We start from the raw sequence: 19,974 nt of genomic DNA on the forward strand, positions 1-19,974 counted from the left end.
GGGTCCTTCAGGCGACATGTGCCGGAACTCGTCTTTGAGCGCTGAATGGGCGCAAAGAACTAGAGGGGGCGCTCCGGCAGGTCGTCGATTGTGATCATATTGTCCTTGTTCGTGTCCATGCGGGCGAACAGCTTGTCCGTTGCAGCCGAGGCTTCCGCCTTGGTGATCTTGCCGTCACGGTCTTCGTCGATCATCCGGAACATGCCGGCACCCATCGGGCGGTGACCGTGCCGGTCCCAGCGAACGTGGTGCGGGCCGCGGTCGCCGCCATGGCGCCATGCATGCTCGCGGTCACGACGGTGGTGGTCACGACGCTTGTCACGGGGTCCTTCGGCTTTCTCGTCACCGGGCTTTGCCGGAGCAGCCTGTTCGGTCTGTGTCTCGCTTGCTGCGGCCCGGGCGTTCTTGCGGAACTCTTCCCGCTTGGCCTGGCGGTAGTCCAGCATCTCGCCGCGCGTGAGTGTGCCGTCTTTGTTGGCATCAACTGCAGTGAACAGCTGTTCCTGGAACGAGGTGAGCTCATCCTTGGAAATCTTGCCGTCCTTGTTCGTGTCAGCGTTCTTCAGGAGCCGCACGAACATCACGTCCTGCATGGCAGCGCCGCGGGGGCCGGCGTGGCGACCGCGATCGCCTGGAGCGGCAAAAGCGGGAACGGCGGCGCCCGCAACGAGGGCGGCGCTGAGCGTCGTCAGAATGATCTTCCTTGCGTTCATCGGGAGGGTCCTTTCCGCTGGTTTCCGATAGCGTCACGGTACGGCCGGCGATCACAGAGAGCCACTTAAAGCTCTGTAATGTAGATGAACTTTCAGTAAGCTCTCAGAGGGCCGGCTGCATGCCCTTCAGGAACGACGTAAGGTCGTCTGTCATGTAGTCGATGTGGTCGTCTTCTTCCGTGAGGGTTTCCCAACGCTCGATGAGGACCGTATCGAGGTTGCGCGGCACCAGGAGAACGGTCCGCATGCCGAGCGCCTTCGGGACTTGCAGGTTGCGCGGCAGGTCCTCAAACATCACGGCATTGGCCGTGTCGACACGGTGCAGGCTCGCGAACTTGTCGTAGGTCTCACCCGCGGGCTTGGGCACATATCCAGCCGCTACGATGTCGAAGATGTCGTCGAAATGATCAAGGATGCCGAGCGCCCGTGCGGCCGCTTCGGCATGCGGTACGCTGCCATTGGTGAAGATGAACTTGCGGCCCGGCAGTGCCTTGATTGCGTCGCCGAGGTCGGCATCGGGAAGCAGCGCCGAATAATCGATCGCATGCGCCCGCTCCAGGAAGCTGTCCGGATCGATGCCGTGGTTCAGCATCAGGCCCTGAAGCGTCGTGCCATGCTCGTGGTAATAGCGCTTCTGCAGCGCGCGTGCCTCTTCCCGCTCCACCTGCAACAGTTCCTGCACATAGGCCGTCATGTTGACGTCGATCTGCGCGAAGAGGTTGATGTGATGCGGATAAAGCGTGTTGTCGAGGTCAAAGACCCAGTCACGAACATTGGCGAAATCGGCGGGATCAGGCGAGGTCTTCGGTTTCTTTTCCATGCCGTTTTATGCACCGGGACGTGCCCAAAAGAAAACATGAAAAGAGGACGGGTGCGGCTTCCACCCGACTTGGCGGGGAACCTGGCCGCGTGCTAGCGCGGGAAGAATGGAACTCTGGATCCCCATCACCATCGCTGCCGCCTTTCTGCAGAACCTGCGGTCGGCGCTGCAGAAGCACCTGCAGGGCAAGCTCGGCACACGAGGGGCGAGCTTCGTTCGGTTTGGCTACGGGTTTCCGGTGGCGATCCTCTACGTGATGTGCCTGCACTTTGGGCTCGGCTTTTCGTTCCCGTCGCTGAACTGGGCCTTCGCCTTCTGGGCGGTTATCGGCGGGCTGGCGCAGATCTTTGCCACCATGCTGCTCGTGCATCTCTTCTCGTTGCGAAACTTCGCGGTCGGCACCGCTTATTCCAAGACCGAGCCGGTGCAGGCGGCGATCTTCGGCTTCGTTCTCCTCGGCGAAAAACTGACGCTCGGCGCGATCGGGGCCATCATCGTCGGTGTCATCGGCGTGATGATGATTTCCATGGCGCGCATGCCGCTCTCCTGGGGCAACATGTTCAGGGCGTTGGCGAGCCGCACCGCACTGATCGGCATCGGCTCTGGCGCGGTCTTCGGCATTTCCGCCGTGGCCTACCGGTCGGCGTCGCTGTCGCTGGACGGGCCGAACTCGATCATGCAGGCGGCGGTGACGCTTGCCTGCGTCACGACGTTCCAGACAGCGTTCATGCTGGTGTGGATGTTCTGGAAGGACAAGCGGGAGATCGTCGAGGTGCTTCGCAGCTGGCGCTCGTCCTCGCTCGTGGGCTTGGCGGGCGTTGTCGGTTCAGCCGGATGGTTCACGGCCATGACGCTTCAGCAGGTGGCCTATGTGCGCGCACTTGGCCAGATCGAGCTCGTCTTCACCTTCATGGCGTCATACTTCCTGTTTCATGAACGGGTGACGCGCATGGAAGTCGCCGGATGCCTGCTGATCGTCTGCGGCATCCTTGGTCTCTTGTTTTCGTGAATGCCGGCATCTCGGCCGGCACTCCAAATGGCGAAATAGGCTGACGCGGTTCAGGGAACGATCAGCGTGCCGGCGCCGTGCTCGGTAAAGATCTCGAGCAGCACCGAGTGCGCAGTCTTCCCGTTCAGGATGACGACGCCCTGCACGCCGGCCTTGATCGCATCGATGCAGGTCTCGACCTTCGGGATCATGCCGCCCGAGATCGTGCCGTCCTTGATCAGTGCCTGCGCCTGGGCAACCGTCAGTTCCTTGATCAGGTTCTTTTCCTTGTCGAGGACGCCCGGCACGTCGGTGAGGAAGAGGAGGCGGGTGGCGTTCAGCGCGCCGGCGATGGCGCCCGCAAAGGTATCGGCATTGATGTTGTAGGTCGCGCCGTCGCGGCCGGGCGCCACCGGTGCGATGACCGGGATCATTTCCGACTTGGCGAGCAGGTCGAGCAGGGTGCGGTCGACTTCCACCACCTCGCCAACGAAACCGAGGTCGAGCACGCGTTCGATATTGCTGTCCGGATCGACAACGGTCTTCTTGGCCTTTTCGGCGAAGACCATGTTGCCGTCCTTGCCGCAAAGCCCGATCGCCCATTCGCCGGTCTGGTTGATCAGCGCGACGATTTCCTTGTTGATTGAACCGGCGAGCACCATCTCGACGATCTCGACCGTCTTCTGGTCGGTGACGCGCAGGCCGCCTTCGAACTTCGATTCGATGCCCATCTTCGTCAGCATCGCGCCGATCTGCGGGCCGCCGCCATGAACGACTATCGGGTTGACGCCCGACTGCTTGAGGAGAGCGATATCGGCCGCAAAAGCCTTGCCAAGCGCGTTGTCGCCCATGGCATGGCCGCCATATTTCACGACGATCGTCTTGTTCTCGTAACGCTGCATGTAAGGCAGCGCCTGCGCCAGAAGCTTGGCCTGAAGTTCGCTATCGGAAGCCGTCATCGAATTCCCCTCATTTAAGTGGGGGCCTTTTAACGCATGTTCTTGACGGAGAAAATAATATCGCCAGAAGTTTTACGAACTAATGGAAGAGTGCGCGTGTCTTCAAACCGGCGCCGGACGGAGAATGAGCTTGGGGACCGACACAGACATCGCCGCGCTCATCGGCCGGGTTGCCCTGCGGGACCGCGCAGCGCTCTCGTCCCTTTATGCGGCCGCGTCTCCGAAACTTTTCGCCGTCTGCCTTCGTATCCTCAAAGACAGGAGCGATGCCGAAGACGCGCTGCAGGAGGTCTTCGTGAAGATCTGGCACCGCGCCGACCAGTTCGCCCTGTCGACCACAAGCCCGGCCGGATGGCTCGTCACGATTGCCCGCAACCATTCAATCGATGTCCTTCGGGCGCGAAAACCGGTGGCCGACAACATCGAGGACAACTTCGACCTTGCCGATACGGCGCGCGACCCGGAGGCCGAAACCGTGCTGAAGGGGGAGGGCAGGCGCATTGACAGGTGTATGGAAGAGTTGGATTCTGATCGGGCGGTGGCCGTGCGCAGCGCCTATGTGGAAGGCCTGAGCTACCAGGAACTGGCGGATCGCTTCAACGTGCCGCTGAACACGATGCGCACGTGGCTCCGGCGCAGCCTTTTGAAGCTGAGAGAGTGCCTCGATCGATGAGCAGACCCGAACAGAGCGAAGGAGACCGCTCCCGCGACGAGCTTCTCGCCGGCGAATATGTGCTGGGCGTGCTGTCGCAGGCGGATCGCGCGCGGGTCGAGGCGCGCCTCAGGCAGGACAAGACCTTCGCCCGCATCGTGGCGCGCTGGCAGGAAAACCTGGCTGACTTCAACGGCGACTACATGGACGAAACACCCCCGGATGCGGTGTTCTCCAGGATCGAGGCGCGGTTGTTCGGCCCGCAGCCTGGCCAGCAGAAATCCGTCGCGCAAGAACTTGCCGCGGCAGGAAGCTGGTGGAACTCACTGCTTCTCTGGCGGAGCCTTACCTTCGCGTCACTGGCGCTGCTCGTCACCTATGTCTCACTCCAGTCCGGCTGGATCGGCGCGCGTGAGCCCGCAACGCCTCTGGTGGCGCAGATGTCGAGCACGACCGGTAACATCAATTTGCTCGCACAATACGATGCCGGCAGCGGCCAGCTGAAGGTCACCCCGGTTGCCTCCAAGCCCAACGAACCGCGGTCGCTGGAACTCTGGCTGGTGCCGGATTCGACCAGCCTGCCAATTTCGCTCGGCGTTTTGCCTGAAGCAGGCGATGGTTCGGTGGAGATACCCGCAGCACTGCGCGCCAAGGTTCGCGAAGGCGTGACCTTCGCGGTGAGCCTCGAGCCGTTTGGAGGATCGCCCACCGGACAGGCGACAGGTCCCGTGATCGCCGCAGGTCAGGCAGCCGCGCAGAAATAATCCCTATGCATCTTCAATATCTTGGCCAGTGAGTGCCAAGATTTTCAAGGCTGCTGAAACTCTTTTTCCCTCCTCTCCGTCCCTTGTTCTGCTCCTGCATCGGCAGGGGCAGCCCTTGGGAGGCGCGCTGCTCGCGCCGGGGCTTCCCATTCTGGAAGAGGAAATCACATGTTGAAGTCTGCACTCCGTCTGCTCACCGTCGCAACCGTCATCTCGGCCGCCGCTGCCGGCGCCAATGCTGCCAACCCGCAGGTGGGTGGCGCTGCGATGGCTGAAGACAAGAATATCGTCGAGAACGCGGCCAACTCGAAGGATCACACGACGCTCGTTGCTGCCGTGAAGGCAGCAGGTCTCGTCGAGACACTCCAGGGCAAGGGCCCGTTCACCGTCTTCGCCCCCACCAATGAAGCCTTTGCCGCCCTCCCAGCCGGAACGGTCGAAACGCTGCTGAAGCCGGAAAGCAAGGCTCATCTGACGAAGGTGCTGACCTGCCACGTCCTTGCCGCCGACGCCATGTCGACGGCGATCGCCAAGATGATCAAGGACGACAATGGCACGCATGACGTCCAGACGGTCGGCGGCTGCGTGCTGAAGGCCAAGGAAAGCATGGGCAAGATCACCCTGACGGACGAGATGGGCGGCGTTTCCACCGTCACGATCGCTGACGTCAAGCAGTCCAACGGCGTGATCCACGTCGTCGACAAGGTTCTGCTGCCGAAGATGTAAGCCGTACTGTAGCTCTTACGGCTGAAGCGGAGCCGGTCGCCTCCCAAAAGGGCGGCCGGCTTCTTCTTGTCAGGGAGCAGAGTAGCCGATCGTCTTGCTGATCTCGGCGCGCAGCTCCTCGATGCCCTTACCCTTTTCGGACGAGGTCGACAGCACTTCAGGATAAGCAGCCGGGCGCTTGCGGATCTTCTCCAGCGTCTCGGCGAGGAGCTTCGGCACTGCCGGCTCCTTGATCTTGTCGGTCTTGGTCAAGACGATCTGGTAGGAGACGGCGGCCTTGTCGAGAAGATCGAGCACTTCCTCGTCGTTCTTCTTCAATCCGTGGCGGCTGTCGATGAGCACGTAGACGCGCTTCAGGGTGGCGCGACCGCGCAGGTAATCGAAGACGAGCTTCGTCCAGGCGTCGACGTTTTCCTTCGGAGCCTGCGCATAACCATAGCCGGGCATGTCCACGAGCGCCATCGGCGGCAGGTCGCCGTCCTGGCCGGAATAGCCATCCGGCACGAAGTAGTTCAGTTCCTGGGTGCGGCCCGGTGTGTTGGAGGTACGGGCCAGCCCCTTCTGCCCGACGAGCGCATTGATCAGCGACGACTTGCCGACATTCGAGCGCCCGGCAAACGCGACTTCGAGAGGGCCCTCGGGAGGCAGGAACTTCATCGAGGGAACGCCGCGGATAAAGATCCAGGGGCGGCCGAAGAGCGGCTTGCTGTCCATGTTCTTTTCTGCGGCCATGATGTTCGTCCTTTAGTCTTGGAAGGGCAGGGCTTCCGGGTTTTGCCATGCAAAGTCAAGTTCGCAAAGGTGCACAACGCCGGATGCTGAAACAGAAAGCCCCGCCGGAGCGGGGCTTCTTAGATTTACTTGGTCGCCGCGGGTTTTCGCCTGAAGAGACTCTTGAGGTTGTCGAAGAGCTCGATCTTGGCGCCGTGGCGCTTCATGATGAAACCTTGCTGTAGAACCGACAGCGTGTTGTTCCACGCCCAGTAGATCACCAGGCCAGCCGGGAAGGATGCCAGCATGAAGGTGAAGACCAGCGGCATCCAGGTGAAGATCATCGCTTGGGTCGGATCCGGCGGGGTGGGGTTCATACGCATCTGCACGAACATCGTGATGCCCATCACGATCGGCCAGACGCCGATCATTAGGAAGTGCGGCACGTCGTAGGGCAGCAGGCCGAAGAGATTGAACAGCGACGTCGGATCGGGAGCCGAAAGGTCCTGGATCCAGCCGAAGAACGGAGCATGGCGCATCTCGATCGTGACGTAGATGACCTTGTAGAGCGCGAAGAAGACCGGGATCTGCAGGAGCACCGGCCAGCAGCCGGCGATCGGGTTGATCTTCTCTTCCTTGTAGAGCTGCATCATCGCCTGCTGCATGGCCATGCGGTCGTCGCCATGCTTGGCCTTCAGCTCTTCCATCTTCGGCTGCACGCGCTTCATGTTGGCCATGGAGGCGTATTGCTTGCTGGCGAGCGGGAAGAAGAGCGCCTTGACCACGACGGTGGTCAGCAGGATCGCAACGCCGAAATTGCCCACGTGACGGAAGAAGAAGTCCATCAGCTGGAACATCGGCTTGGTGATGAAGTAGAACCAGCCCCAGTCGATCAGGCGGTTGAACTGCGGGATCGAAAGGTCGGTCTCGTATTTCGAGATCAGCGGCACTTCCTTGGCGCCGGCGAACACCAGGTTCTTGAGCTCGGTCGACTGGCCCGGCTGGATCGTCAGGTCGTCGCCCTTGTAGTCGGCCTGGTAGCTGGATTGGCCACCGGTGAAGTGCGAGAAGCGAGCCACATAAGGCACGTTTTGCGGCGGCACGATGCTGGCCGCCCAGTATTTGTCGGTGATGCCGAACCAGCCCGACGTCGCCTTTTCGTGCGTGTACTGCTCGTCTTCGATGTTGGAATAGGTGTGCTCGGACAGCTTGCCGTCCTGCCCCATGACGCCGATGAAGCCTTCATGGATAACCCAGACGGAAGGCGTCTGCGGCTTGTGGTTGCGGCTGACGCGGCCGTAAGGCGTCAGGGTCACCGGTGCGGCGGCCTGGTTGTCCACCTTGTCGGTGATCGTCAGCATGTAATGGTCATCGACCGAGATCGTACGGGTAAAGGTGACGCCCTTGTCGTTGGTGAACGACAGCGTGACCGGCGTCTGCTGGGTCAGCTTGTCGCCGCTGGCCAGCGTCCACTGCGTCGTCGCACCCGGCGTCGCGCCGATCGACTCGTTCTGGATGTAGCCGAGTTCGGTGAAGTAGCCGTCCGTCGTATCGGCCGGCGAGAAGAGCGTGATGATCGGGCTGCTGTCGTCGACCGTCTCATGGTATTCGCGCAGCTTCAGGTCATCGAGGCGAGCGCCCGTCAGGTTGATGGAGCCTACGAGAGCCGGCGTTTCGATCTGCACGCGCTGCGACTTGGCCAGTGCCTGGTCGCGCGTCACCACCGCTGCCTGGCCCGAAGCTGGTCCACCAGGGAGATTGCCGCCACCCGTGCTCTGGGCGCCGGGGCTTTCGGGCGAAGAGGTCTGCGAGGCATCGCCCTGCAGCGCCTGGCGAGCTTCCTCGGCGCGCTGCTGAGCTTCCATCCTCGGGTTCATGTAGAGGAATTGCCAGGCAAGAACGATGAGCACGGAGAGTGCGATCGCGATGAAGTAGTTGCGGTTTTTTTCCATCATGCTTTCCTGGAACGGGTCTCCTCGGACCGCTTGTGTCTCGGCTTGCCTTCGATACGCTCGATAAGCTGTGCCGTCATATCCGCAAAGGGAGCCGTCAGCACGTCCCGCCGCGCGACGATCACATAGTCGTGTCCGTTATTCATTGCAAATCCGGCAGATTGCCTCACCGCCTCTCTCAGGCGGCGGCGCATCCGGTTGCGTTCAACTGCGTTGCCGTGCTTCTTCGTCACGGTAAAGCCGACGCGAGGCGGCTCGTCCGGCTGCTGCCGGTCCAGAACTTCCAGCAGGAAAGTTCGTCCGCGGCGTATTTCGCCTTGCCGCACGGCCAAAAACTGCGGCCGGTTTTTCAACCGCCCGACAGTCGTCTTGGAGTCTTTTCTATTCGTCATGCCCGAAAATCCCGGGCAATTCGGCCTTTAGGCCGACAGACGCTTGCGGCCACGGGCGCGGCGAGCAGCCAGAACCTTGCGGCCACCATTGGTAGCCATGCGGGCGCGGAAGCCGTGACGACGCTTGCGAACAAGCTTGGACGGTTGGTAGGTACGCTTCATTTATTTAATACCGCGGTGTGCGGCCCTTCTTGAAGTTTGCCGTCATCACGACGGCAAGAGCGTTTCGGATTATCGTTCTGCCCACGCGACAGCAAACGCTGAACTCGCTGAGCGGAACGTGGCCGGCTTACTAGAGAGGTAAGCCTGAAAAGTCAACGGCCGAGCCGAAACCGAGCCTTCTTGAAGATGCCGGAACGTGCCCACTGACATTGTTTCAATTCTAACTAATCCATTAACGCGAGCACCGATGTATTCGGGAGCAAAAAATTGTCCTCACCTATCGAAAATTGACGAAAGTCAAGACGATCAATCTAACAACTGTACGTTGCGTGATAAACTTTGCTCGAAACGAACCTGTTTGAGGCTTTTACTCCACTCAAACTTTATTAACAGCTGACTGCTAGATCTCGCAGCCATGGAGGGTACGAGCGTTCGTACGGCGCAGATGCCCTTAAGCACGCTGTAATGGGGGTTCTCGCGTGAAGATCAGTTCGAAAATAAACTTGCTCGTCGGCTTGATGAGTCTTGTCGCTATCTTGATTGGTGGAATGGCGCTGTTCGCGGTGGGGGAGTACCAGAAGCGCGCGCAGCAATATGCCCATGTCGCCGAGCGTGTTTATAACGGCGAGCATCTGAACCGGCTGGTCACGGCCGTCGTCATGGATGCCCGCGGCATTTACGCCGCCGAGGATTCCGCTTCGGCCAAGCAGTTTGCCGATGGCGTTCTGAAGTCACTGGTGAGCAGCGATGAACTTTTCGCCGCATGGCAGCCGAAGGTGCCGGCGGAACAGCGTGAAATGTTCAACAAGCTTCTGGAGCGCTCCAAGGAGTTCAAGGCTTTCCGCAGCGAGACGGCCCGGCTGAGCCAGGAGGAAGGGCCCGAAGTCGCGAACGTGCAGGGCAACAACGAAGCCAACCGCGCGAACCGCAAGGCCTATCAGGCTGAGATCGACGCTGTCGTGAAGATGGACCAGGAAGAACTCAAGGTGCTGAGCGCCGAGATGGAATCCTTCCGCAGCATGATCTTCTACAGCGTTCTCGCCGTCGCCATCATTGGTGTCGCAGGTGGTGCCGCCGCCGGTCTCTACATGGGCCGCACCCAGCTAAGCCGTCCGATCCTCGAACTGACCGCGTCGATGAAGAAGATTGCCGACGGCGATTATGACGCCGCAATCCCGACCGGCCGCAAGGACGAGATCGGCGACATGGCCGCTGCCGTCGAGGTCTTCAAGAGGAACGGCCTGGAAGTGGCGCGCATGAATGCATCCGATGCCGCACTGCGGGCCAAGAGCGATGACCTGCAGTCCCGCATGGCCATCGTGGTTGCCGCCGCTGCCGAAGGTGACTTTACCCGCCGGATCGACAAGCAGTGGGGCGTCGAAAGCCTCGACAGTTTCGCACACGATGTCGATGAACTGGTGGCAAGCGTTGATGCCGGCGTCTCGGAAACACGCCGTGTGGTGCGCAGCCTCGCCAATGGCGACCTGACTGATACCATGCGGGGCAACTTCAAGGGTGCGTTCGAAGAACTGCAGAACAATGTCAACGCTGCGATGGCGACGCTGCGAACGACCATGTCGAACGTCCGCGTCGCGACCGGCTCGATGAATGGCAGCGCTTCGGAAGTCAGCAGCGCCACCAACGACCTGTCGCGCCGTACCGAACAGCAGGCGGCAGCGCTGGAAGAAACCTCGGCGGCTCTCGACCAGATCACCGCTGTCGTGAAGACCTCAACCGAGCGCGCCCAGGAAGCGACCATCATGGTGAGCGAGGCGAAGGAAAGCGCCGTCCAGTCGGGTGCCGTCGTTCGCAACGCGGTCGAGGCCATGGGTCGGATCGAACAGGCGTCGCGTGAGATCGCCCAGATCACCAACGTCATCGACGAGATCGCCTTCCAGACGAACCTGCTGGCGCTCAACGCTGGTGTTGAAGCAGCGCGCGCCGGTGATGCAGGCAAGGGCTTTGCGGTCGTTGCCCAGGAAGTGCGTGAGCTTGCCCAGCGTTCGGCAAGTGCGGCAAAGGACATCAAGTCGCTGATCAGCAAGTCTGGCGATGAAGTCGCCGTTGGCGTTGATCTGGTCCAGAAGACGGGCGAAGCCCTGTCGGAGATCGAGGCCCGCGTGCTGCGCATCAACGACCACATCCATTCGATCGCCGTTGCCTCCCGCGAGCAGGCCACCGGCCTTGCCGAAGTCAACACGGCCGTCAACCAGATGGACCAGGTGACCCAGCAGAACGCGGCCATGGTGGAAGAAACCTCAGCGGCCACGAGCAAGCTCTCGGCCGATGCCGACAGCCTCTTTGCGCTCGTATCGCAGTTCAACATCGGTCAGGAAGATGGCCAGGGGCAGGCAAGCCCACGGCCGCAGGCCACCCCCGCTAGCCTCTCCCAGCCGCCGGCACCCTTCAAGAAGCCGGTGACCGTCGCAACGGCCGATCATCGCGCCCGGGTTTCCCCCGTCAAGAAGATGACGGGTGCACTGGCACGCGCCTTCGGTGGCGGAGGAGCAGCAGCCCCCGCGGCAGCGGCATCGACCGCAGCGAGTGACTGGGAAGAATTCTGATCAAGATCTTCATCGCGATCTGAGGAAACGGAGGCACGGGTTGCCTCCGTTTCTTTTTGCGCTGCGGCAAAGACTGGTAAATTTGCCATAAATCCCTAGAATAGGCGTTGAAACCGTCGCTTATCGATGTGGCGACGCGCCTTCACGTTACGGAGACTACGATGAACGACGAGGCGAGGACCTCGGGCATCGCACGTACTGAACCGGATGCGCGTGCACCGGAGCAGATGCCGCGTCTCTTTCGCGGCCTTTCGGGCCGGCTGCTTTGGCTGACCGTCATCTTCGTCATGATGGCCGAAGTGCTGATCTTCGTCCCGAGTGTCGCCACCATGCGGATGAACTGGCTGCGCGACCGGCTCGATACGGCGGCGGCCGCCGGTATCGTCATCGATGGGCTGCAGACTTCCGAGCTTCCACGCGGCGTGCAGGATGACACGCTTCTCGCCACCGGCACGAAGGTGCTGGCGCTGCGCAAGGACGGCACGTCACGCCTGCTCGCGGCCACCGATACCCAGCCCGAGATCGACCAGGTCTTTGACCTTGCCGGTACGTCCTTCCTTGGCGCGATGCGTGATGCGCTCGATACGCTGGTGCTGGGCGGCGGCCGGACCATGCGTGTCTACGGCCCGATCGGCGAAAGCGACATGATTATCGAACTGGTCATGACCGAGGACGCGCTGCGCAAGGACATGCTGAAATACGCCAAGATGATGTTCCTGGTGTCGCTGCTGATCTCGCTGCTGACCGCCGTCATGATCTTCCTTGCCATCAACCGCATGATGATCATGCCAATCCGCCGGCTGACGCGGAGCATGCAGCTTTTCTCCGAGGAGCCTGAAGATCCTTCCCGGGTGTTTGGCGGCGACCGGTCGCGCGGTGAACTTGCCGTGGCAGGGCGACATCTGACCGAGATGCAGGTTCAACTGCAGCGGACGCTTAAGCAGCAGAAAAACCTCGTTGATCTCGGGCTCGCGGTCTCGAAGATCAATCACGACATGCGTAACATCCTGGCTTCCGCGCAGCTGATGTCCGACCGCCTCACGGATGTGGAGGATCCGATGGTGAGGAGCTTCGCGCCAAAGCTGTTGCGCACGATCGACCGCGCCGTCGGTTATACCAATGAAGTACTCGCTTATGGCCAGGCATCCGAAGCGGCGCCGCGGCGCCGCCGTGTGAAAATCTCGTCGCTCACCCAGGAAGTGCGCGAGATGCTGGGGATTGATCAGGATAGCGGCATCGAGTTCGTGGAACAGATCGCCGCCGATCTCGAGGTGGATTGCGATAGCGAGCAGATCTTCCGCGTGATTCACAACCTGTGCCGCAATGCCCACCAGGCGTTGGTCAACTTCGATCCTGAAGACGGTTCGGTCGTGCGTCGGATCACGGTCAGCGCTCACCGCGTCGGTAGTGTCGTCAGCATCACGATCGATGACACAGGCCCTGGAATGCCGCGCAAGGCTCGCGAAAACCTGTTCTCCGCGTTCCGTGGATCGGCGCGTTCGGGTGGTACCGGCCTCGGTCTGGTGATTGCGCGGGAACTGGTTCTTGCCCACGGCGGCACGATTGCGCTCGTCGAAAAACCCGGTCCCGGCACGCAGTTCCGCATCGAAATTCCCGACCGCCCGGTTTCCCTCGACGACTACCGCGTTCGCGCGTAATGCAAATGTGTTTGTGAAATCAATAGGTTGTAAAAGAAGTAGCCGTAAAATGATATTGGCGACATCAAAATCGCTTGCAATCCTCCGCGTCAGCCTTTAGAGGATCGCCACGCAAGCGGAACACACCACTTGCTCACGCACCCGTAGCTCAGCTGGATAGAGCACCAGACTACGAATCTGGGGGTCAGGAGTTCGAATCTCTTCGGGTGCGCCATTCTTATCTCCCTGAATGAACATTCTCCACGAGCCTGGCATTGCCGGGCTTGTTGTCGTTTTGGCCTGCGCGTGCGCGCGCCTGTGGCGCAACAACGCATGGACAGGCGTGACATAGCCATGCCATCAAGGATGCCGTTCTTGGTCGTGTCGCGAGGGATCGTGAAGAAGCGCAGCACCTCAGTTTCAAGCCTCGTATTCGCCTGCCTGGCGAGCTACGCGCTTGTGCTGCAAATGCTGCTCGCCTCGGCACTCGTCAGCCCAGCCGTGGCCGCGCGGACGCTTGATGATTTCGGCAATCCGCTCTGCATCTCGCATACCGTCGACGCTGGCACCTCCCAGGGCGACACCCAGCCGAAGCTCCCAGGCTGCTGCGCGGCCGCCTGTTATGCAACGGCGCAGTTCCTGGTGCCAAATCCTCCGGCTCATTTCGTCAGCAACAGGCTGAGAACTGATCTCTCGACCGTTGTCGCTGAGGCGGACGAACATTTCCCGAAGCGCCCGGAAGTCTTGCCGAGTGTTCCGCGCGCTCCGCCAGTGACTGCCTGAGCCGCTTCTGGTCTTCGGCCGAGCCGCTCCGGTCCCGCGACAAGCGGCAACGCGAAGATCATTGTTCATCCCATGCATCCAATTCACGCCGGCGCAGTTTGCTGCCAGCGTTTCGAGCAGGCCATGTCCGATCTGGCCAAGGAGAACCCATGTTCAAGACCATCATCGCCGCCACCGCGATTGCAGCATGCAGCAGCGCCGCCGCCTTTGCCCATGTCACCCTCGAAGGCAAGGAAGCCCCGGTCGGCTCCACCTACAAGGTCGTGTTGCGTGTGCCGCACGGCTGCGAAGGCAAGCCGACGCAGGTGGTGCGGGTCCAGATGCCGGAAGGCTTTTATGGCGTAAAACCGCAGCCGAAAGCCGGCTGGACGCTGGAGACCGTGAAGGGGCCTTACGAAAAGGCCTACGACAACCATGGTTCGAAGGTCAGCGAAGGCGTCAAGCAGGTCGTCTGGAGCGGTGGTAATCTGCCTGATGATCAATACGACGAGTTTGTTTTCCGCGGCACGATCGCGGCGGACCTGAACCCGGGCGAGATAATGTATTTCCCGGTGGTGCAGGAATGCCCGGATGGCGCCAAGGAGCGTTGGATCGAAATCCCCGCTGCCGGCCAGAAGGCATCCGATCTCGAGCTTCCGGCGCCGGGCCTGAAGCTCATTCCCGCGGCCAACTGATTGCGGCTGGGCGCATGATGTCAAGTGCCGTCCGCTGCCGAGCGTGGTCTCTAGTCTCCACGCTTTCCCGCGCATTGCTCGTCATGCTGCTGTGGCTTCCGCTCGCCGCGGCAGCCTTTGCGCATGCCTCGCTCAATTCGACCGAACCGCCGGATGGAGCAGTCGTGGCAGCGGCACCCGGCGTCATCCGGCTCATCTTCAACGAACCGGTGTCGCCGACGAGCCTGAAGCTGACCAGGCCCGACCGCAGCAGCGTTCCGCTTGAGGATGTTGTGGTCAAGGGCAATGCGCTGGAGATCACGCCGCCGGCAGACTTGCAAACCGGTACCCACCTCCTTTCCTGGCGCGTCGTGTCGGAAGACGGTCACCCGATCGGTGGATCTTTCGTCTTTTCGGTGGGACACGCAGGCGGGCCGCCTCCGGATACCGCCGCTGATTCCGGCTGGCCGGTCTGGGCCGGCCTGTGGACCGGCAAGGTCATGCTGTATCTCGGCATCTTTTTCGGCATCGGCGGTGTGTTCGCGATCTTCTGGTTTGTCGGCGGCGATACGGCGACGCGGAAGCCGAGCCTGATTGCGCTCGGCATTGGCTCAGCGGGAGCACTGATCTCGCTCGGCTTCCAGGGCCTCGATGCGGTGGGCGAGGGTATCCCGTTCCTGTTCTCCGGCTCGGCATGGCGGGCAGGGCTCGGCACCAGTCTCGGCCCGACGGTCATGTTCGTATGCGTCGGATTTGCATTGGCAGCGTTGGCGCTTTTGAGCGGCAAGGGCAGGGAGGCACGATGGATGGCGCTCTCTGCCGTCCTCACCGCCGCTTTCTCCTTGAGCCTCAGTGGCCATGCGAGTGCCGCACCGCCGCAGTGGATCATGCGCCCCGCGGTCTTCCTTCACGTCGCCGCCATCGCCATCTGGGCGGGCGCCCTCCTGCCGCTCATGCTGCAGCTACGGACCAAAAGCCCGGAAGCGGCCGACAGCCTGCAGCGCTTCTCCGTCTTCATCCCCTTTGCCGTGCTGGTGCTGATCGCCGCAGGCGGTGTGCTGGCTTATGTCCAGGTCGGCACGCCATCGGCTCTTGTCACGACCGCTTATGGCACTGTCTTCCTCATCAAGCTTGTGCTGCTTGTCGTACTCTTCGTCCTTGCCGCGGCCAATCGCTGGCGGTTGACGCAGCGCTCGCGGCGAGGAGAGCCGAAGGCCATTTCCATGCTCGTCCGGCTGGTGGCTGCCGAAACGCTGGTCATGGCGCTGATCTTCGGTGTCGCTGCTGCCTGGCGGTTCACGCCGCCGCCGCGCAGTCTGGTTGCCCAGGTTCAGCGTGATGTCGTCGTGCGTCTAGAGAGCCCCGAGGCGGCCGCCGACGTGACCGTTCGCCAGGGCGACGGCGGTGCGGTGTCCCTGTCCATCAAGATCACTGGCAAGGACGGGCAACCGCTCGATCCCGTCGAAGTCACGGCGGTGCTGGGCAATCCACAGGCCGGCGTTGAACCGATCCGACGCAAGGCGGAAAAGACCGAAACGGGCTGGACGGTGCCGGATCTCGTGCTGCCGCTGGCGGGTAGGTGGAGCCTGCGCCTCGATGTGCTGGTCACCGACTTCGACATTACCCGGCTGGAGGGCGAGATCGAAATCAGGCCGTAAGAAGAGATCAGGTCGATTGATCTTGCACAAACCGAAGTGTCGCCGCTGCGGCTAGAACCCCTGCCAACAGGATTTGCAGAGGAGCTGCCATGTCTGCGGCGATCATCGATAAATATGGCGACGCGCGGCTGCCGCGCTACACGAGCTACCCCACGGCGCCGAACTTCACGAAGAATTTCGATGGCTCGGTCTATCCGCAATGGCTGCAGGCCCTTCCGCAGGATGAGCCAACCTCGCTTTACGTTCACATCCCCTTCTGTCGTGCCATGTGCTGGTATTGCGGCTGCCACACGACGGTGACGCAGAAGGATCGGCCGATCATCGAATACATGGAAACGCTGCATCGGGAAGTGGAGCTCCTGGCGCTGGCGCGCAACGAGAGCTTCTCGATCGGCGAGATCCATTTTGGTGGCGGCACCCCGACCATCATGAAGCCTGACGAGTTCGTGGCACTGGTACATGCCTTCCGTGATCGTTTGGGTTTTGCGCCCACCGTCAACATCGCCATCGAGATCGACCCGCGCACGCTGCAGTCTGATATGGTGGCCGCGCTGGCCGAAGCCGGTGTCACGCGCGCCAGCCTGGGTGTCCAGAGCTTTGACCTGAAGGTGCAGCGCGCCATCAACCGCGTCCAGAGCGTCGAGCAGACCATGGCGGCGGTCTCGAGCCTGCGCGGCGTCGGCATCAATGCGATCAATTTCGACCTGATCTATGGCCTGCCGCATCAGACGGTGGAGTCCTGCATCGAGACCGTCGAGGCCGCGGTTGCCATGCGGCCGAATCGTCTGGCGGTCTTCGGTTATGCGCATGTACCGAGCTTCAAGAAGCACCAACGCCTGATCCAGGAAGAAGCGCTGCCGGATGCGCCGGAGCGTGCCTTGCAGGCTGCGGCGATGGCGCAGGCGCTTGTTGCGGCCGGCTATGTGCAGATCGGTCTCGACCATTTCGCGCTGCCGGATGATGATCTGGCTCTCGCGCAGGCCGAAGGCCGGCTGCATCGCAACTTCCAGGGTTACACGACCGATAACTGCGAAACCCTCATCGGCCTTGGCGCCTCGTCCATCGGCCGCCTGCCGCAGGGTTACGTTCAGAACGAAGTGCCGCATGGGCTTTACGCGAGCCGCGTCGCGAGTGGCGAGTTGCCTATAGCCAAGGGCTACCACCTCACACCGGAAGATCGGCTGCGGGCCGCCATCATCGAAAGGATCATGTGCGACTTTGCGGTTGATGTCGAAGCGCTCGCTTGCGCACATGGTTTTGAAGCAAACGATCTTCTCCGGCACAATGACCGGCTGGATGAACTGGAAAGTGACGGGCTGATCCAGCGCGATGGTGGCCGCATCACGATTTCGGAGGAGCATCGTTTTATCGTGCGCGCCGCCGCATCGGCGTTTGACGCGTATCTGAACCAGGCGGGACGCTCCTTCAGCAAGGCAGCTTGATCCGTCCGGTCTGGCTAAGAGCGTGCTTTTTCGGTTGATCGGCATCCTGTGGCGTGCCACCTGCTGCAGCACTTGGGATGTGTCGGGGATCGAAGATGCGCGATCGGAATGGAGCGGCAGGATCGCTCGAAAGCTCTGGCGGAGCCGGCAAGCTGGCCGGCCTTCTTTCGCAGGGCCTGTGGTCGCTCCTCGTCTTCATTGGGCTTTACTGCATCCTCAGCATGCTCGTGCGCCTCGCGTTGCCGAACGCGCTGACGCTGGATGAAGCCGAGCAATCGCTGTTCTCGCAATACTGGCTGCTGGGTTACGGGCCGCAGCCGCCGTTCTTCAACTGGGTGCAGAACGCTGTCGTGAGTGTTTTCGGCATCTCGCTGTTCGCGCTCGTCCTGCCAAAATTCGCGATGCTGTTCCTGGCCTACACCTTCTTCGGCCTGGCGGTGCGTGAGCTGGGTCATCGCCCCGGTTTCGTCGCGGTTGCGACGCTCAGCCTGCTGACGCTGCCGCAGGTTTCCTACATGCCGCAGCAGGACCTGACCCACACGGTCGCGGTTCTTATGGCAACTGCCCTGTTTCTCTATGGGCTGTTCCGCATTCTGATGCGGCCGGATTTGCTGGGTTACCTGATCCTGGGGTTTGCGGCCGGCATCGGCACCATCTCGAAATATAACTTTGTGCTTCTGCCAGCGGCGACCTTCATTGCCGTCCTGGCGGATCGGGAATGGCGCGAGCGGTTGCTCGACCCGCGTATCCTCCTGACGGCCCTCGCCGGGTTAATCGTGGTTCTGCCCCACGGGCTCTGGCTGCTTGGCAACCTTGATCTCGCCAGTGCCGGCACGATCGGCAAGATGGTCGAGGCGAACGCACCGCAAGGCATGACTCGCATCATCCGCGCGCTCGGGTCGCTCGCGCTCGCTTGCATCGCCTTTGGCGCACTGGCGGTCATCATCTTCGGCATCGCCTTCAAGGGGCAGTTCAAGCGCAGCCTCGTAACAGGCACGCAGGTGACGCGGCTGCTTGGCCGGATCATGCTGGTCTCGCTCTTGGGGGTCGTAGTCGTCATCCTGGTCGCCGGCACGACGAAGATCACCGAACGCTGGCTTGATCCTTATCTCCTGGTCTTCCCGCTTTACCTGTTGCTGAAGCTGGACCACGCCGGAGCGGATGTTGGAGGCAGCCTGAAGCGTTTGGTGCCCGTATTCCTCATCATCATGGCCATCACGCTTCTGCCGCTGGCAGGCAAGACGGTAACGGGCGAGCTGACCGGATCCTACACGCGCATCAACTATCCTTTCGCGGCGGCTGCGGACATCCTGAAGACAGAAGGTCAGCCGGCGCTCATCGTGGCGGCGGGCATGCATCTCGCTGGCAATATGCGCATGCAGTTTCCGGATGTGTCCGTGATCGATGCCGATCAAGTCATTGCCGGTTTCCCATCGCGCGAGGCGATGAAGGCGCCCGTGCTTGCGGTCTGGTACGATAACGGCTCAACTGGAAGCGAACCTCTGCCGATCAACCTCTCGCAGGTCGAGGCACTGGGGCTCGCTCCCGGGCGGGCAAAAACGCTGGCGCTTCCCTTTTCTTTTGGAGACGGTAAGACCGAACTGCGGCTAGGTTATGCTTGGCTGGGTGCTGCTCCTTAAGGCTGCGCCAAATCTGGGAAAATCAGGAGAGGAATGGCAATGGCGGAAACGGAAAAGGTCGCGCTGATCACCGGTGGTGGTCGTGGAATGGGTGAGGCGATCGCACGCGAACTTCATTCCCAGGGCTACAAGCTGGCGCTGATGTCGCCGTCGGAAAGCTGCGAAAAGCTTGCCGCGGAACTCGGCGGTGTCGCCTCGCGCGGCGTGGCGGAAAAGGCGGAAGACATCCAGGCGATCTTCGACTTGACGATGAAGACCTATGGCCGCATCGACGCCGTCGTTAATCATACCGGCCATCCGCCGAAAGGTGACCTGCTCGACATCACCGACGAGAACTGGGCGCTCGGCTCGGACATGATGATCCTGTCGCTGGTGCGCATGGCGCGGCTGGTGACGCCGGTGATGCAGAAACAAGGCAAGGGCGCCTTCGTCAACATCACCACCTTTGCCGCCTTCGAGCCCTCGCTGATCTTCCCGGTGTCCTGCACCTATCGTGCCGCGGCCGGCGCCTTTACCAAGCTCTACGCCGATCGTTACGCGGCCGACAACATCCGCATGAACTGCATCCTGCCGGGCTATATCGACAGCCTCAACCACAAGCCGGAAACAGCAGACAAGGTGCCGATGAAGCGCATCGGTCAGGTCGAGGAGATCGCCAAGACCGCTGCCTTCCTGCTGTCGGACGGTGCCGGCTACATCACCGGCCAGAACATCCGGGTCGATGGCGGCATCACCCGGCACGTGTAATCAGGACATAC

19 protein-coding genes and 1 tRNA gene are annotated in these 19,974 nt (G+C 61.5%); 13 read left to right on the forward strand and 7 right to left on the reverse strand.

The genetic code is table 11. The features are described from left to right. Positions 1 to 59: 59 nt before the first annotated feature. Together CYG48_RS00275 and CYG48_RS00280 are read right to left on the reverse strand one after the other, a co-directional pair. Complete coding sequence (locus tag CYG48_RS00275; protein ID WP_118848556.1) at positions 60 to 713, reverse strand: EF-hand domain-containing protein; 654 nt, start codon at positions 711 to 713, stop codon at positions 60 to 62. A gap of 103 nt (positions 714 to 816) precedes the next feature. Then, positions 817 to 1,533, reverse strand: a complete 717-nt coding sequence (locus CYG48_RS00280) for a pyrimidine 5'-nucleotidase (RefSeq protein WP_118848557.1) — start codon at positions 1,531 to 1,533, stop codon at positions 817 to 819. Positions 1,534 to 1,639: 106 nt separating this feature from the next. Here CYG48_RS00280 and CYG48_RS00285 point away from each other — a divergent pair, with 106 nt between their 5' ends. Then, the gene (locus CYG48_RS00285) at positions 1,640 to 2,542 is read left to right on the forward strand and encodes a DMT family transporter (protein ID WP_118848558.1); all 903 of its coding nucleotides are present in this window, start codon (positions 1,640 to 1,642) and stop codon (positions 2,540 to 2,542) included. A gap of 50 nt (positions 2,543 to 2,592) precedes the next feature. Here CYG48_RS00285 and argB read toward each other — a convergent pair whose 3' ends face one another. Continuing rightward, a complete protein-coding gene (gene argB / locus CYG48_RS00290; RefSeq protein ID WP_118848559.1) occupies positions 2,593 to 3,480 on the reverse strand; it encodes an acetylglutamate kinase in 888 nt (295 codons plus the stop codon). Positions 3,481 to 3,604: 124 nt separating this feature from the next. Between argB and CYG48_RS00295 the strand changes: the two genes are divergently transcribed. From CYG48_RS00295 to CYG48_RS00305, 3 genes are all read left to right on the forward strand, one after another. Next, on the forward strand, positions 3,605 to 4,153 hold the full coding sequence (locus tag CYG48_RS00295; protein WP_118848560.1) for a sigma-70 family RNA polymerase sigma factor: 549 nt from the start codon (positions 3,605 to 3,607) through the stop codon (positions 4,151 to 4,153). Then, the gene (locus tag CYG48_RS00300; RefSeq protein WP_118848561.1) at positions 4,150 to 4,896 is read left to right on the forward strand and encodes an anti-sigma factor; all 747 of its coding nucleotides are present in this window, start codon (positions 4,150 to 4,152) and stop codon (positions 4,894 to 4,896) included. The genes CYG48_RS00295 and CYG48_RS00300 overlap by 4 nt, the downstream gene beginning before the upstream one ends. A 168-nt stretch (positions 4,897 to 5,064) precedes the next feature. Further along, positions 5,065 to 5,622 carry a fasciclin domain-containing protein gene (locus tag CYG48_RS00305; RefSeq protein ID WP_118848562.1) on the forward strand — a complete coding sequence of 186 codons (558 nt, stop codon included), beginning with the start codon at positions 5,065 to 5,067 and terminating at the stop codon, positions 5,620 to 5,622. A gap of 69 nt (positions 5,623 to 5,691) precedes the next feature. Here the strand turns inward: CYG48_RS00305 and yihA are convergent, their stop codons facing one another. From yihA to rpmH, 4 genes are all read right to left on the reverse strand, one after another. Further along, positions 5,692 to 6,354 (reverse strand): ribosome biogenesis GTP-binding protein YihA/YsxC, encoded by a 663-nt coding sequence (gene yihA / locus CYG48_RS00310; RefSeq protein ID WP_118848563.1) that lies wholly within the window; start codon positions 6,352 to 6,354, stop codon positions 5,692 to 5,694. A gap of 125 nt (positions 6,355 to 6,479) precedes the next feature. Further along, complete coding sequence (gene yidC, locus CYG48_RS00315) at positions 6,480 to 8,285, reverse strand: membrane protein insertase YidC (RefSeq protein WP_118848564.1); 1,806 nt, start codon at positions 8,283 to 8,285, stop codon at positions 6,480 to 6,482. Beyond that, complete coding sequence (gene rnpA, locus CYG48_RS00320; protein WP_118848565.1) at positions 8,285 to 8,677, reverse strand: ribonuclease P protein component; 393 nt, start codon at positions 8,675 to 8,677, stop codon at positions 8,285 to 8,287. Before rnpA ends, yidC begins: the two co-directional genes overlap by 1 nt. Before the next feature lie 27 nt (positions 8,678 to 8,704). Further along, positions 8,705 to 8,839: a 50S ribosomal protein L34 gene (gene rpmH / locus CYG48_RS00325; RefSeq protein WP_078070738.1), complete on the reverse strand. Its 135-nt coding sequence runs from the start codon at positions 8,837 to 8,839 to the stop codon at positions 8,705 to 8,707. Positions 8,840 to 9,318: 479 nt separating this feature from the next. Here rpmH and CYG48_RS00330 point away from each other — a divergent pair, with 479 nt between their 5' ends. From CYG48_RS00330 to CYG48_RS00370, 9 genes are all read left to right on the forward strand, one after another. Continuing rightward, on the forward strand, positions 9,319 to 11,403 hold the full coding sequence (locus CYG48_RS00330; RefSeq protein ID WP_118848566.1) for a HAMP domain-containing methyl-accepting chemotaxis protein: 2,085 nt from the start codon (positions 9,319 to 9,321) through the stop codon (positions 11,401 to 11,403). A gap of 161 nt (positions 11,404 to 11,564) precedes the next feature. Continuing rightward, positions 11,565 to 13,061 carry a sensor histidine kinase gene (locus CYG48_RS00335; protein ID WP_118848567.1) on the forward strand — a complete coding sequence of 499 codons (1,497 nt, stop codon included), beginning with the start codon at positions 11,565 to 11,567 and terminating at the stop codon, positions 13,059 to 13,061. Positions 13,062 to 13,198: 137 nt separating this feature from the next. Then, positions 13,199 to 13,275, forward strand: a tRNA-Arg gene (locus tag CYG48_RS00340). A gap of 161 nt (positions 13,276 to 13,436) precedes the next feature. Continuing rightward, entirely contained in the window at positions 13,437 to 13,823 is a 387-nt protein-coding gene (locus tag CYG48_RS00345) for a hypothetical protein (protein WP_150132671.1), read from the forward strand. A gap of 149 nt (positions 13,824 to 13,972) precedes the next feature. Beyond that, positions 13,973 to 14,497 (forward strand): YcnI family copper-binding membrane protein, encoded by a 525-nt coding sequence (locus CYG48_RS00350; protein WP_118848569.1) that lies wholly within the window; start codon positions 13,973 to 13,975, stop codon positions 14,495 to 14,497. A gap of 83 nt (positions 14,498 to 14,580) precedes the next feature. After that, positions 14,581 to 16,134, forward strand: a complete 1,554-nt coding sequence (locus CYG48_RS00355; RefSeq protein WP_245450362.1) for a copper resistance CopC/CopD family protein — start codon at positions 14,581 to 14,583, stop codon at positions 16,132 to 16,134. An 89-nt stretch (positions 16,135 to 16,223) separates the two neighbouring features. Beyond that, the gene (gene hemN / locus CYG48_RS00360; protein ID WP_118848570.1) at positions 16,224 to 17,576 is read left to right on the forward strand and encodes an oxygen-independent coproporphyrinogen III oxidase; all 1,353 of its coding nucleotides are present in this window, start codon (positions 16,224 to 16,226) and stop codon (positions 17,574 to 17,576) included. Between the two features lie 95 nt (positions 17,577 to 17,671). After that, on the forward strand, positions 17,672 to 19,216 hold the full coding sequence (locus tag CYG48_RS00365; protein WP_118848571.1) for a glycosyltransferase family 39 protein: 1,545 nt from the start codon (positions 17,672 to 17,674) through the stop codon (positions 19,214 to 19,216). A gap of 39 nt (positions 19,217 to 19,255) precedes the next feature. Further along, on the forward strand, positions 19,256 to 19,963 hold the full coding sequence (locus tag CYG48_RS00370; protein WP_118851400.1) for an SDR family oxidoreductase: 708 nt from the start codon (positions 19,256 to 19,258) through the stop codon (positions 19,961 to 19,963). Positions 19,964 to 19,974 lie beyond the last annotated feature (11 nt).

The sequence above is a fragment of the Neorhizobium sp. SOG26 genome, assembly GCF_003491345.1.
In the GTDB taxonomy this organism is placed as follows: Bacteria; Pseudomonadota; Alphaproteobacteria; order Rhizobiales; family Rhizobiaceae; genus Neorhizobium; species Neorhizobium turbinariae.